This is a genomic window from Virgibacillus dokdonensis, from assembly GCF_900166595.1.
Lineage (GTDB): Bacteria > Bacillota > Bacilli > Bacillales > Amphibacillaceae > Virgibacillus > Virgibacillus dokdonensis.
The window spans coordinates 3767399-3780691 of the sequence record NZ_LT745763.1 but is presented as its reverse complement, the minus strand read 5'-3'; the positions used below and the strand labels follow the sequence as shown (position 1 = coordinate 3780691).

Annotated in this window: 13 protein-coding genes and 1 pseudogene; 7 read left to right on the top strand and 7 right to left on the bottom strand. The window is 37.4% G+C overall.

Going from position 1 to position 13293, the window contains the following annotated elements; all coding sequences use genetic code 11:
• Positions 1 to 253: 253 nt before the first annotated feature.
• Complete coding sequence (locus B2C77_RS19050; protein ID WP_077703069.1) at positions 254 to 1369, bottom strand: IS4 family transposase; 1116 nt, start codon at positions 1367 to 1369, stop codon at positions 254 to 256.
• Between the two features lie 180 nt (positions 1370 to 1549).
• On the opposite strand from B2C77_RS19050, the gene B2C77_RS19045 reads away from it, so the two are divergent.
• Complete coding sequence (locus B2C77_RS19045; protein ID WP_077706491.1) at positions 1550 to 2551, top strand: acyltransferase family protein; 1002 nt, start codon at positions 1550 to 1552, stop codon at positions 2549 to 2551.
• 505 nt (positions 2552 to 3056) lie between these two features.
• Here the strand turns inward: B2C77_RS19045 and B2C77_RS19040 are convergent.
• Complete coding sequence (locus B2C77_RS19040; protein WP_077706490.1) at positions 3057 to 4406, bottom strand: YjiH family protein; 1350 nt, start codon at positions 4404 to 4406, stop codon at positions 3057 to 3059.
• A gap of 266 nt (positions 4407 to 4672) precedes the next feature.
• Between B2C77_RS19040 and B2C77_RS19035 the strand changes: the two genes are divergently transcribed.
• From B2C77_RS19035 to tnpA, 3 genes and pseudogenes are all read left to right on the top strand, one after another.
• Positions 4673 to 6319 (top strand): ABC1 kinase family protein, encoded by a 1647-nt coding sequence (locus B2C77_RS19035; RefSeq protein ID WP_077706489.1) that lies wholly within the window; start codon positions 4673 to 4675, stop codon positions 6317 to 6319.
• A gap of 14 nt (positions 6320 to 6333) precedes the next feature.
• Positions 6334 to 6633 (top strand): phasin family protein, encoded by a 300-nt coding sequence (locus B2C77_RS19030; protein WP_077706488.1) that lies wholly within the window; start codon positions 6334 to 6336, stop codon positions 6631 to 6633.
• Between the two features lie 214 nt (positions 6634 to 6847).
• Positions 6848 to 7318 (top strand): annotated as a pseudogene (gene tnpA, locus B2C77_RS19025) (IS200/IS605 family transposase).
• 150 nt (positions 7319 to 7468) lie between these two features.
• On the opposite strand, the gene B2C77_RS19020 reads toward tnpA, so the two are convergent.
• Positions 7469 to 8829 (bottom strand): IS3 family transposase gene (locus tag B2C77_RS19020; protein WP_101933566.1). Its coding sequence is split into 2 segments (ribosomal slippage): positions 7469 to 8373 and positions 8373 to 8829, totalling 1362 coding nucleotides; the frame shifts between segments, so codons are not numbered across the junction.
• 327 nt (positions 8830 to 9156) lie between these two features.
• On the opposite strand from B2C77_RS19020, the gene B2C77_RS21800 reads away from it, so the two are divergent.
• The 3 genes from B2C77_RS21800 to B2C77_RS19010 all read left to right on the top strand — a co-directional run bounded on the left by B2C77_RS21800 (position 9157) and on the right by B2C77_RS19010 (position 10577).
• The gene (locus B2C77_RS21800) at positions 9157 to 9294 is read left to right on the top strand and encodes a hypothetical protein (protein ID WP_162985956.1); all 138 of its coding nucleotides are present in this window, start codon (positions 9157 to 9159) and stop codon (positions 9292 to 9294) included.
• A 560-nt stretch (positions 9295 to 9854) separates the two neighbouring features.
• Positions 9855 to 10163 (top strand): YwdI family protein, encoded by a 309-nt coding sequence (locus tag B2C77_RS19015; protein ID WP_077706487.1) that lies wholly within the window; start codon positions 9855 to 9857, stop codon positions 10161 to 10163.
• Positions 10164 to 10208: 45 nt separating this feature from the next.
• Complete coding sequence (locus tag B2C77_RS19010; RefSeq protein ID WP_077706485.1) at positions 10209 to 10577, top strand: DUF423 domain-containing protein; 369 nt, start codon at positions 10209 to 10211, stop codon at positions 10575 to 10577.
• Between the two features lie 17 nt (positions 10578 to 10594).
• Here the strand turns inward: B2C77_RS19010 and B2C77_RS19005 are convergent, their stop codons facing one another.
• From B2C77_RS19005 to hemQ, 4 genes are all read right to left on the bottom strand, one after another.
• Positions 10595 to 10852 carry a hypothetical protein gene (locus B2C77_RS19005; RefSeq protein WP_077706483.1) on the bottom strand — a complete coding sequence of 86 codons (258 nt, stop codon included), beginning with the start codon at positions 10850 to 10852 and terminating at the stop codon, positions 10595 to 10597.
• Positions 10853 to 11223: 371 nt separating this feature from the next.
• Complete coding sequence (gene gerQ, locus B2C77_RS19000) at positions 11224 to 11688, bottom strand: spore coat protein GerQ (RefSeq protein WP_077706481.1); 465 nt, start codon at positions 11686 to 11688, stop codon at positions 11224 to 11226.
• A 96-nt stretch (positions 11689 to 11784) separates the two neighbouring features.
• Positions 11785 to 12210 carry a cell wall hydrolase gene (locus tag B2C77_RS18995; RefSeq protein ID WP_077706479.1) on the bottom strand — a complete coding sequence of 142 codons (426 nt, stop codon included), beginning with the start codon at positions 12208 to 12210 and terminating at the stop codon, positions 11785 to 11787.
• A gap of 201 nt (positions 12211 to 12411) precedes the next feature.
• Entirely contained in the window at positions 12412 to 13158 is a 747-nt protein-coding gene (gene hemQ, locus B2C77_RS18990) for a hydrogen peroxide-dependent heme synthase (RefSeq protein ID WP_077706478.1), read from the bottom strand.
• Positions 13159 to 13293: the final 135 nt, after the last annotated feature.

Here is a 13293-nt window from a genome sequence, read left to right as displayed (position 1 = left end):
AGGGTCTAAATAGGATGTAAAGAGTTAGGAAATAAAATAGCGACATTTTAAAGTATGGATATATATGAAAGCTATTGTCGCCTTAAATTTTCTACTTACGAAATATCACTAGCATTGCATAAATCTGGTTTGAAAATTCAGTAAACATCTTTGCAGGATTTTTTGCCAAAAAGACAAAGGCTAAACAAAGGTGGTCTGTCCATTTAGAAAAATTATACAATTAAACTATTAGCAACAGCGACACTGTATGTATTTACGGAATAGATCTATCGTCAAATCTGCGAATCCAGATGTACGCAGGTTTCCACAGCGCTTTATTTAACCAGCGGCTAATTCGGAGTAAGGACTTCTTACTCCTCATCTCTAACTGGATAAGTACATGTAAACAGTAAGCAATGAGCGCAAGGAAGATTTGATTTTGAATGGCAGTTTCGCTCATGCCATAAAAGTGTTTGATCTCTACATGCTGTTTGAGCCATTTGAAAAATAGCTCTATGGCCCACCGTTGACGGTAAATTTCACTAATCTCTTCGGAATTTAGATCGAAACGGTTAGTAATTAATCGTAGAATGTTTCCCTTTGTATCCACTACTTCAAGTAGGCGGAATACATTCTCTGTACGATTTTGCGTCGAACCGATGTAAACCATCTTGTCGGATAAAACCGTAGAATCTTTAGGTATAGAAAATGATTCTACTTCACGAGTGATGGCGTTTTTCTTCAGTCTTGATACGAAAAAATAGCCTTCATCTGTCATTCGATCAAATCGTTCATAATCAACGTATCCACGGTCAAACACATACATGGCTTCTTTGTCGTCTACGAGAACTTCCAGTTGATTTCTGTCATGTTCTTTGGCTGTTGTAATCACTGCTTTTTCAGGATAGACGGTATCTTTATTCATAAATATAAGTCGTAAATGTAGCTTAACTCCTGCTTTTGTTTTACGGAACTTTGCCCACTTATGATTCGTTAAGTTTAATGGAAGCGTGCTAGAATCAATGATTTTCAATGGCATGTATTTCCCGTTTTTAAATTGGATACCTTTTATTTTGTAAACAAGGTCCAAGAATAAATGGGAAAGGATCATTGGATTCATTTCATTATTCTTCCTTGATAGCTGAGATGTACTAATCGATTCAAACCCCAGTGCTTTCTGAAGTCCATCATCTATTAGGGCATCGCTCATTTCTTCCAAGCTCTCGAATCCTTGCAGTTGGGCAAGTAACATGAGCTTTATATACCCTGCAGTTGTTAGCTTTTTTGTGTAGTAATCTTGTTTATTTTCTTCTACTTGTTCAAATAGTTTTTTCGTATTTATAGGTGAAACCCACTTACCAAATGATGATTTTAGTGTATTCTTGTTCATACGGATTATCCTTTACTTTTGGATTTGGACAGGAACCACCTGTACTTCCATTGTAAAGGATTTTTTTGTATCATGAACACGTAATTATTGAACATTTTTAGTATTTTGAATCATCAGGTTTAATTAATGCAATGCTAGTGACGAAATATAAAATAAATTTATCGAAAAGGATGGAGATCAATGGAAAGAAACGCTTTTTTTGATAATGCAAAAGTCATTTTGATCTTTTTAGTTGTTTTTGGACATATGATACAACCTTTTACAGGTGATTCTCCATACATTCATACACTTTATATGTGGATCTATACATTTCACATGCCTGCATTTATATTATTGGCAGGCTATTTTGCAAAAGGTTCAGGATCATTCAGTTATATCGTGCAATTGATGAAAAAATTATTATTGCCATATCTCATTTTTCAACTACTATATACGGGCTACTATTATGTCATTGATAAATCAGGCTGGCAAACGGACTTATTTAGTCCGCATTGGGCATTGTGGTTTTTATTCAGCCTATTTTGCTGGCATATGTTATTATATTGGTTTAAAAAGTTACCGCCATTTTTAAGTGTTTCGATTGCGATCTTTCTCGGCCTAGTCGTCGGGTATTTTAGTGAAATTGGCCATATGTTTAGTCTATCTCGAACTTTTGTTTTCTTTCCGTTTTTCTTAGTTGGCTATTTATTAACGGAAAAGCAAGTGATGCTCGTTAAGCAAAAAGCGGTGCAAGCTGTTTCGCTTGTGGTCATGGTTTGCATTGCGGTAGCTATCTATTACTTACCAGACTTTAATTCTGGTTGGTTGCTTGCTTCTAAATCGTATGGCGATTTGGGGCTTGTAGAATACGGTGGGCTGGCAAGACTCTTAGTTTATGTATCTGCAGCTTTCATGGTTATAAGCGTGCTATCATGGGTACCAGTCCAGCATTTTACATGGACCATTCTAGGAACACGCACACTTTATGTATATTTACTACACGGCTTTTTCATCCAGTACTTTCGTCAGGCGGAGTTGTTTAAGGTAGATGGAGTATTTGATTTTCTAGGACTTGCTGCTTTATCTATGCTGCTTGTACTCGTATTATCTAGCCGACCAATACTTGGAATATGGCAACCGCTTGTTGAAGGGAAGGCTTCGATAATGAAAAAAATGTATCATAAAACGGTACAAGAGAAATAAAGTAGCCAATTTTGCTGAACGTCAAAGTCCATTCCTTAAGCGAGTAGATGGAAAGCGAGTTTAACTCGGAAGTGTTATTTATATAAGCTACTGTAAGAACAGGGTTTGCTACGAAAAGTCAAAGCAGTAAATTTTTTCTTATACTATTAGGAAAGTATAAGCGTTTAAAAGTTTATAGTAATAAGAAACAGCCAAGCTATCCGGTAGCTTGGCTGTTTTGTTCTTGTCTAGGAAGTTATAAAATTTTGCAGCTGTGGATAAACTTACTAAGTTATTTAGCCACGTCCGGCTCCAGCGCCCAGCAACTAGGCGACTTCACGAATCGCCTTACAATAAGTCATCATCGGTTCGTTCTAAATAGGAAGGCCGACTAAAGACGGGCTTGCCGGAGGGCGCCGGCATACTCCTGTTGCAGGAGCATGATTCCTAAAACTTTCGTTGATTCGTTTCAGTCACTACGTTGCTAACCGGGCGATTGCGCCTTTGTTCACTCTATGAAAGGTTTTTAAAATATAAGATGAGCTATGATAGTGATGACAGGCAAGGTAATGATTGTACGCAGTAAAAAGATAATGACTAAATCTTTAAAGGATACGGGTACTTTAGATCCAATTAATAATCCGCCTACCTCTGACATATAAATTAACTGGGTGACAGAAAGGGCGGCAATGATGAACCGGGTGATCTCTGCCTCGATAGTAGAAGCTAAAATGGATGGTAAAAACATATCTGCAAAGCCAATTAAGATTGTTTCTGACGCTTCTTTGGCATACGGAATTTGTAACAGTTCCATGAAAGGTACAAATGGCATACCTAGCCATTGAAAAATAGGTGTTGTTTCCGCGATAATGAGGGCAATTAATCCAAATGCCATCACAACTGGGGCGACTCCCATCCACATGTCTAAAATATTTTGTCCGCCTTCTTTAAAGACTTTAAACACACTTTTTTCCTGTTTGGCGCGGTCTAACGCCTTTTTATAGCTAAAAGATAAAATATGTTCACCTGCTGGAATTTGTTCAGAGATACCTTCTGCATCTTTATTTATATACGTATCTGGTTTTCTAGAAAGCGGAGGAATTCGTGGCATAATTAATGCAGCAACAACTCCTGCAGCTAAAACTGTACCGTAAAACGGTAGAAACATATGCTTAAGCCCTACCTCAGCAATAATAACTAAAGAAAAAGTAATCGAGACAACGGAAAATGTTGTTCCGATAACAGCGGCCTCTCTTTTGGTGTAATAGCCGTTTTCATACTGTTTACTTGTGATTAATACACCGATTGTACCATCGCCTACCCAAGAAGCGAGGGAATCGATGGACGCACGACCAGGTAGTCGGAATAACGGGCGCATGATCTTTGTCATAAGTGTTCCAAACAATTCAAGCAAACCAAAATTCATAAGTAACGGTAAAAACAAGCCAGCGAATAAAAAGACAGCAAATAATACATGTAATAAATCACCTAATAACATTTGCCCTGTATTGGCACTATGGATAAATTCAGGTCCTAATTGGAAAAATACCATAACAGCAAAAATAGCAGCTACTACCCTTGTAATCGTCCAGAACATATTTACGTAAAAGAGCTGCTGAAAAAATGGCGTTCTATCAAGCTTTTCTTTGCCTAACAGGCGAACGATGATAGTTATAATTGCTGTGAGCACGATAATAGCCATCATAATGCCAGATAACTGATCGGCTAATAAGGATTGAACTTTCCCAGCAAGGATAGCGATTGGAATAGTTAATCCATCTTCTGTTTTTATTGGTGACATAAATAAAAAAACACCAATAAGAGATGGTATAATAAATTTAATATGATCAAATATAGAATAGCTATTGTTTTTCATAAAATCCTCCACGATTCTTGTTTCTTATTATTATAAGATAAAATGTATGATTATCCAATGATAAACTACAAAAGAAATGAATATTTATGTTTTATTTGCAAAAATGTACGTTTTATTATCAGTTAGATATAATGAAACATGTACGTATCGTTTTTATTTATATTATAGGAAAAAATGTGATTTTAAGTGTTACTTACGTATGGAAAAAAGCAAGAAGCCACGTTTTTCAAAGGATGAAAAAGGGTACATATTAATGAGGTGTTTAAATGCATAAACGGTTAAAGTATAATTTGGGATATCGTTCCACAGTAATGGTGTTGATGACGTTAAAATTTATTGCAAAAATTTATATGTTTCATTTTAAACACCGCATATGGGATGACGAAACGTTTGCTAAGTGGAATCTTCTAATTACAAAATTGGCGCAAGAATACCGGGAGAAGGCGATCTTGCTCGGTGGTGTATTAATTAAAGTCGGGCAGTTTCTAAGTACAAGAACGGATTTTATGCCTGATGCTTTTATTAAGGAGCTTAGTGGACTTGTCGATCGAGTACCTGCGATGCCATACTCTTATGCTAGAGAGATTATGGAAGAAGAATGGGGAGTAGCAATTGAAACGCACATAGAAGAGATTCAAACACCATCTATTGCGTCAGCATCCATTGGAGAAGTATATCGAGCTAAGTTAAAAGGTAGTGATACAGAGGTTGCCATTAAAGTGCAGCGCTATCGGATTAAAGAGGTATTTCATAAGGATTTTAAAGCACTGCGAATCGTATTTTGGCTCATATCTACACTAACCTCTTTTGGAAAAAAAACAGACTTGCCATCGTTATACCGAGAGCTTGTAACCGTTATGAATCGAGAACTGCATTTTGACCTTGAATTAGCAAATGCGAACTATTTTAAAGAAAGGTTTGAGGAAAACACTTCGTTACATATTCCATTTTATGTAGATGAATTATGTACCAAACGAGTCCTCGTTATGGAATGGGTAGAAGGCGCGAAAGTTACAGATATTAATTATATGCAGCGCCACCAAATTGATACAAAACATGTAGCAAGAGTTCTATTCAATTTTTATTTGGAACAATTTTTGACGACAGGTAAATTCCATGCCGATCCGCACGCAGGAAACATATTAGTGCAGCCAGACGGAAGGATTGTCATTATTGATTTTGGTATGGTAGGGGAAGTAAGACAACAGGACAGTCAACATTTTAAACAACTTATCCAAAGCATTGTAATGGATAATTACGATCGCGTTATTGAAACGCTAGATGAAATGGGCTTTATTTTACCAAATGCTGATCACAATAAATTAAAACGAGCAATTCAAGAGACGATAGAAATGTATCAAAGTGGTACAATAGATATACAAGATGCTCATATTATGGAGCAAATTAAAGAAGATATTCGTTTGGTTATTCACGATCAACCTATCCAGTTATCTGCAGAATATGCCTACTTAGGTAGAGCTATCTCCATTATTATTGGAATTTTAATAGCCATCTACCCGGAAATTAACTTTCAGAAATGGGCAGAGCCAGCAGTGAAAGAATGGCTTGATGGCAAAAAAGTTGCCGAAACATTATATAAGCAATATGCGAAAGACACGATCAAACCAATTCTTTCTTATCCGCAAGCCGTTTTGGAATGGTTGGAAAGCGGAACGAAGAATAGACAGTGGGATAAACAAAAACATCAGCGTCGCTTAAAGCATCAGTACTTTATTTGGATAGAAGTATTAATTGTTATGTTTTTGCTGCTTAGTTTGGGCGGTTCGGTAGGAGCTTTTTATTTCCAATATCAGCTCACTGCAATCATCACACTATGCAGTACAGCTGTTTTAACTATTTTATTGCTAATCATATTAAGGAAGCATTATAAGATGATTCAATCGTCAAATTAAAGGAGGTGGACTTCATGAATGACTTATTAAAAAAAGGGTTTTTACTTGGGTTAGGTGCAGCAGTGACTAGTAAGGAAAAATTTGAATCGAAAATGAAACAATTAGTAGAAAAAAATGAACTTACACAGGAACAAGCAAAAACTTTGTTACAGCAGTTTGTGGATAAAGGAGAAGCTAAAAAAGGTGAATGGCAAGCACGGCAAAATGAGCAAACACAAAAGCTTGCGAATGACATTGGAATAGCGACAAAAGAAGAAGTAGAAGAACTTCGTAATCGTGTAGCAGAGCTTGAAAACAAAATAGAAAATCAATAATCCAAGAGGGAGTAGACTAATTGTGGTTTGCTTCCTTTTCTATTTTTATTTTACACTATTGGAAAATAAAATTTTTTTATGGTCTTAGAAAACCCCTGGCTATGCCGGGGGTTCCAGAAAGCTTCTAGCGTGGTGTCAAAAAAAGCCTCTCTTCATGGTAAGATAAGGTTGGTTTCCCGACCACCAAATCTCACCACAGAAGGAGGCATGTCCAATGAAGGACAAGAATAGTTTAGCACATACGCAGTGGAGATGTAAGTATCATTTAGTTTTTGCACCAAAATATAGAAGGCAAATTATCTATGGAAAATAAAAAAAAAGTATAGGAAAAATAATCAGAGAACTCTGCGACAGAAAAGATGTTGAAATACACGAAGCAAATGCATGCAGGGACCACATCCATATGTTGGTGAGTATACCACCAAAACTGAGTGTATCTCAATTCATGGGTTACTTAAAAGGGAAAAGTAGTTTAATGATCTTTGACCGTCACGCCAACTTAAAGTATAGATATGGAAATCGAAAGTTCTGGTGTCGAGGCTACTTTGTAGATACGGTGGGAAGAAATAAAAATCAAATCCAAGAATATATACGAAATCAGCTTAAAGAGGACTACATGAGTGATCAGTTAACTTTATTTGAAGAATTTGATCCGTTCACCGGGAAGAAAAATAAAAAGAAATAAGAGATTCTTTTAGAATCAGCGAGTGAGTGTGGTGCAGAAGGGAAAACCATTCAGTGGGCCTTTTAGGCCGAGGCCGGCAACACAGTTTTCCAGCCGCAGAGCAAACCACCAGTTCTGAAGTGACCCCATAAAGTTAGACAGATAATTTTACTAAGCAGCTATTAAAGTCTGAATTCGGTATTGTACCGGGCTCAGGCCTTTTAGTTTTGCCTTGATTCGTTTGTTGTTATAGTATTCTATATATTTTTCTAGCTCTTGCTTAAAATGCTCTATACTTTCGAATTCATTTAAATAAAGAAATTCTGATTTCATAATGCCAAAGAAGTTTTCAATAACGGCATTATCATAACAGTTGCCTTTACGTGACATACTTTGCGTAATCAATCTTTCTCTCAAGGCGTGCTGATATTGTTTCATTTGATAATGCCAGCCTTGGTCCGAATGAATAAGCAGTGCATCTTCCTCTGATAACCGTTTAAATGATTTCTCCAACATTTCCGATACAAGTGAATAAGTAGGTCTAGAGTCGATTGTATAGGCAATGATTTCCCCATTATATAAATCCAGTATAGGTGAAAGATAGAGTTTCTCCCCAAATAATTTAAACTCTGTAATATCCGTTACCCATTTTTGATTTGGCTTTTCGGCATTAAAGTTCCGATCTAAAATATTTGGTGCGATATTGCCAACCTTTCCTTTGTAAGAGCGATATTTTTTCATTCGAACTAGGCTTTTTAAACCTAATTCTTTCATGATGCGTTGGACTTTTTTATGGTTTACCTTATGCCCTCGATTCCATAGCTCGTCCCGGATACGGCGGTATCCATAACGTCCTTGATGCTCATCGTAGATAGCTTGAATCAGCTTTTTCAACTCCACATCTTTATCCGGAAGTCCGAATTTACTTACTATATAGTAGTACGTGCTACGTGGAATCTCTGCCAGCTGCAGAAGTGCCTTCACAGGGAATTCATGCCTTAGTTCATAGACTACTTGCGCTTTGTCCTGTTTGGTAATTTCTCCTTGTTTTGAACTAAGGCATTCAACTTTTTTAAATAGGCATTCTCCATGCGTAAACGATCTATTTCTGCTTGTAATGCTTCCGGAGTCCCTTCATCCGGCTTTTGCTTTTTAGATGTATGATCAGAACTTTTTTTCATGGATGGACGCCCCTTTTTCTTTGGTTCTAGGGCATCTATTCCTTCTGCTTCCAATTGCTTTTTCCATTGTAAAAGCGTGGAATGTGTAGAAATATTAAAGATCGCTGCTGTTTCCCGGATAGATGTCCCTTGTTCGTTCATATAATTAAGTACATCTAGTTTATACTGCAATGTGTAAGATGTATAGCATTTTTCAAAAGCTTTTTCTCCGTGATATTCATATTGTTTAATCCAATTTAAGAGGACTGAATGGTCAACTCCTATGGATTTAGCCATTGACTTTACGCCTTCTGCACCACTTTGATAGCGAATGACTGCTTGTATTTTTTCAACATTGGTGAATTTAGCCATAAAAAACTGCACCTCCATTTATTAGAGTTGTGTCTAAAAATTGGGGTGCAGTTCATTCACACTGGTGGTTTTGATTGGGGTTAACTACGGCCCTTATGAATGGAAGTTTCATTATACATTTTGTAGACGGTATATGGGTGTTTATCATACTTCTTGTCTACTTGGCGTATATCTTATAAGAATCGTGTCGGTAAAACGAGAATCTAATTTGTCAAATTGGGTATTTATCTGTAAATTCTGCCTATTAACTAAAAAGTTATTGCGCTTCTATGAAAAGCACGTTACAATGGAAGAAATATCAACTCGATAGGAGGATTCTCGATACGCATGGAAACCTTTTTGCAATTGTGTAAAACTACGGAGAGCAGATTAGGCAGGAGACTGCTTGAAAATGAATTATTGTTTTTGCAGTGGATGTATAATCGTTATTTGGAGGAAAAGCCAAAAAAAACGTTAAATGCATGATGATAGAAGGTGTAGAGATTTCCGAGTTGATAGGGTAAAAATAGATTAGAAAAAGAAGCGAGGTCCTGCCATGATCAGGACTTTTTATTTGTCTAGGATTTTGCAGCTGTGGATAAACTAACTAAGTTATTTAGCCACGTCCGGCTCCAACGCCCAGCAACTAAGCGACTTCACGAAATCGCCTTACGATAAGTCATCATCGGTTCGTTCTAAATAGGAAGGCCGACTAAAGACGGGCTTGCCGGAGGGCGCCGGCATACTCCTGTTGCAGGAGCATGATTCCTAAAACTTTAGTTGATTCGTTCCACTCGCTACGTTGCTAACCGGGCGCCCCGAGCCGTTGTTCTTTTATCGTATAAGCAAAACGACGGCGTTCTTCTGCCACAGTAATTGGCGAAAAAAGCTAAGTTTTTCGAATCAAACCGTATACATAATGGCTGAAAGATAGAGGCGTTATTAACTATGTCAAGAAAAACTTGATAAATGCAGACAGGCTAATTGTTTTTAGTATGAACTCAATTTATAATGAAGGTACAAAATAAATGTTAGGAGAACTTGGTATGGCTGTAACCAATACGACTATAATCAATAAAATGTTAGAGGAATTACATGTTGCAAACAATAACGTGGATAACGAGCTTGTTTTACGGCAACATGTTCGTCATATTCGTTTATTATGCGATTTGTTGCTTGATGAGCAAGAAAAATCGATGACGCAAGCACAAGATTCAACGCAATTTTCTGCAGCAGAAATAAAAATGATGCTTGGAGAAAAGGGGGCAGCAAAAATTAACCAACAAAAAGAGGTAAATCCACAAGCAAAGATAGATCACGAAGAAGCAAATGGGGATTCATTGTTTGATTTTTAAGCCATAGTACTTGCTTCTCTAACTTCATAAGAAAAGAGGGAGAACATGAAACTATTTTTAATTTTAGGCGCTATTAATGGGTTTTTAGCTGTTGCTTTAGGAGCATTTGGTGCACATGGATTAGAAGGGAAAATATCTAAAAGTGCAATAGCTACATGGGAAAAAGCGGTAAATTATCAAATGTTCCATACGATGGCATTATTTGTAACAGGCATATTAATGATGAAAGTACATAGTGTTGGAGTGACTTGGGCAGGTTGGCTGTTTTTTATTGGCATTTTATTATTTTCAGGCAGTCTGTACATTTACTCTACAACGGGTATCAAAACCTTTGCGATGATTACTCCTATAGGAGGCGTAGCATTTTTAATTGGCTGGATTCTACTAGGTACATTTATTGCAAGATATGTATAAATATATGGCTTCTCTGTTTACAGCCGTAGTAGGAAAAGCAACGTGAAGATAAACACGAGTAACGCACGTACGGCTTGTTTTATTGTGTGGGAAGGGATGGAGCGGTATAAATGCCATTGCACGAGGCTGTCAGCGATAAGACTTCCTGCAACCAAGAGCAAACCTAATATAATTACAATCGTGTAGCCTTTGATTAAAGCAATAAAAGTAAAAAGACTGGCAGCACCTAAAGCTAACAGCTCTACTATCATGAATTTTTCGTAAGGTTGTTTCATGGTGCTCGCCTCTCTTTTTGTACTATAGAAAGTAAAAAATTTTACAGTATAGTAAATTAGTCGTCATGACTTTTACTAACTTAGCCAGATGTTGCATATACGATGGCAATAAGGGATGGCATAGAGGAATTGAGTATGTGCCATCCCTTATTTTTAAGATAAGAAAGTATTAAAGTGAGGTGCTTGTGTATAAAGAAATAACCGATTAGCGACGTCCGGCTCCAGCGCCCAACAACTAGATGATTTCACGAAATTGCCCTACGATAAGTCATCATCGGTGCGTAGCCTCACCGCAATCCTTTATCTCGGTTGACGTCCCAGTCGCTACGTGCTAAACGGGCGCTTGCGCCTTTGTCAAAGTTCCAATGGTACTACCGAGGTGGATAGGAAACATTGCCCGAAGTTTCGCCAAATGGATAGGCATAATTCAGTTCTTCATCAAATGTAACGTAATCTAAATATACCATTAACAATAAGTAGCGTTTCCCAGATTGTGGGTCACTTATAACAATATGATCACGACCGGCTGCTTCAATAATGCCACGGAATACTTTGGCATTCCATTGGTCGTTATTTTCAAATGTCATATATACCGTTGCTTCTTTACCACGATTTAATCGTAAAATATTTTCAATATAGGATTCTTGTTCTGGTAGCATGCCTTGGTTTTGGTTAAAACCACTTGTTGTTGGATAGGGCTGTTGAGACGGTGCATAGGACTGATGAGAAGGTTGCCGCATTGGATAGATTGGATAATAGGCTTGTGACGTTGCTGGGTAATAATACGGATAATACGGATACGTATTCATTTGCGGGTTTGTTTGGTTTTCACTCATGAAACTCCTCCTTAAAACTGAATAGGGTTTAAGTTTAAAGCACGAAGAAATATCTTCTCAAATAAAACAGTTGCTATTTTTCATTCCTCCTCCTTATTAACGATAAACGGTCGGACATTCTGAAGCGGTTGGGGCAAAAAAGCAATGCGATTTGTACCGTCCAACGTTCCACTGTCCAAACCATTGTGCTGGGCAACTCCCTTCTGGCCGAAAAAACCATAGAGAGTTAGAAGCTGGATGCTGTCGTTCTCCCTGGATAACTCTACGTGCTAGGCGTTTTTCTGATTCTCTTGCTCTTTGGTAAAAATATCCTCTTTGTGTAGCTTCAAAACCTCCGGGGCTTTGGTATACCATGTTTCGAATGTTACGTATATTTGTAAAGTCTAAGCAATCGGCGATGACTCTGTTTATGCCTGTATTTCCTACCATTAACATTCCTAACTCACCATCACCTTCTGCTTCTGCTCGCATTAATCTTGCTAATAATTCAATATCTTTATCAGTATGAGCCACTAGTGACATGAGCAATCCCCATTTCTGTCCAATCTCGGTGCATTATCATATGTATGCTACAAGGAACATAGTTATGATTTGTTTTAGAAAAACTTCGCCTGTCGCCAAGATCTAAAGGCGAAAGCACTAGTTTTACTTATACGAGATTTTATAGTGAAAAAAAGCCTTTACACATGGGACGAAGCCAACGTGTAAAGGCACCAAGTTGTTTTATATTTTAAAGAAGGCAGGAAGCTGTTCTTTCGCTAAATAGTTACCTACAAAGAATTCTCCAAACTCTCCATATCTCGAGCTAACTTCATCAAATCGCATTTCATAAACAATTTTTTTGAATTGTAATGGATCGTGAGCGAATAATGTTACGCCCCATTCCCAATCATCAAGTCCAATGGAACCAGTGATGATTTGTGATACTTTACCGGCATATTTACGACCTGTCATACTGTGTTCATATAATAATTTACCGCGTACATCTTTTTCTAATGTATACCAGTTTTCATCTCCGTGACGGCGGCGATCCATAGGATAAAAGCAAACATGCTCCCATTTTGGAAGAATTGGTTTTAACCGCTGAGCTATTTCTGGAATTAATTCTGGATGCTCCTCTTTATAAGGGCGGTATTTAGATAGTTCTACTATGGAAAAATAAGAATGAGCAGGGATTAAAAATGCTCCCATCTTTGATTTATTCAATTCATTTTCAATAGCTGCTAACTCGTTCGTAGTTGGGCGCAAAAACATGAACATCAAATCAGCTTTTTGACCAACAATATTGTAAAGGGCATGGCTTCCGTTTTTAGCTGCTTCTACTTCTTCCCATTTAGTAAGCATTTGCTGTAAACTATGAATTGCTTCTTGCCTCTCTTCTTCACTTGCAAGCTTCCATGAAGTCCAATCGACAGTGCGAAAATCATGCAAACTATACCATCCATCCATCGTTTCTACTGCTTCTACCATTGTAATCTCCCCTTTATTGATACGATAAGTTTAAGTACAAAAAACCGCCATGACTTAAATTTGGATAACCACCATCTACTATGAGACTTGCAGGCGGTTTTTTCATATATATTTCGCCTAAAGACTTGGCTTGGC

What these genes read in the sequence shown, in the direction of transcription:
- hemQ (WP_077706478.1), bottom strand. Translation starts at nt 13,158, where the DNA reads ATGGTAGAAGCAGTAGAAACGATGGATGGATGGTATAGTTTGCATGAT.
- B2C77_RS19035 (WP_077706489.1), top strand. Translation starts at nt 4,673, where the DNA reads ATGCATAAACGGTTAAAGTATAATTTGGGATATCGTTCCACAGTAATG.
- B2C77_RS19005 (WP_077706483.1), bottom strand. Translation starts at nt 10,852, where the DNA reads ATGAAACAACCTTACGAAAAATTCATGATAGTAGAGCTGTTAGCTTTA.
- B2C77_RS19040 (WP_077706490.1), bottom strand. Translation starts at nt 4,406, where the DNA reads ATGAAAAACAATAGCTATTCTATATTTGATCATATTAAATTTATTATA.
- B2C77_RS18995 (WP_077706479.1), bottom strand. Translation starts at nt 12,210, where the DNA reads ATGTCACTAGTGGCTCATACTGATAAAGATATTGAATTATTAGCAAGA.
- gerQ (WP_077706481.1), bottom strand. Translation starts at nt 11,688, where the DNA reads ATGAGTGAAAACCAAACAAACCCGCAAATGAATACGTATCCGTATTAT.
- B2C77_RS19015 (WP_077706487.1), top strand. Translation starts at nt 9,855, where the DNA reads ATGGCTGTAACCAATACGACTATAATCAATAAAATGTTAGAGGAATTA.
- B2C77_RS21800 (WP_162985956.1), top strand. Translation starts at nt 9,157, where the DNA reads ATGGAAACCTTTTTGCAATTGTGTAAAACTACGGAGAGCAGATTAGGC.
- B2C77_RS19050 (WP_077703069.1), bottom strand. Translation starts at nt 1,369, where the DNA reads ATGAACAAGAATACACTAAAATCATCATTTGGTAAGTGGGTTTCACCT.
- B2C77_RS19045 (WP_077706491.1), top strand. Translation starts at nt 1,550, where the DNA reads ATGGAAAGAAACGCTTTTTTTGATAATGCAAAAGTCATTTTGATCTTT.
- B2C77_RS19010 (WP_077706485.1), top strand. Translation starts at nt 10,209, where the DNA reads ATGAAACTATTTTTAATTTTAGGCGCTATTAATGGGTTTTTAGCTGTT.
- B2C77_RS19030 (WP_077706488.1), top strand. Translation starts at nt 6,334, where the DNA reads ATGAATGACTTATTAAAAAAAGGGTTTTTACTTGGGTTAGGTGCAGCA.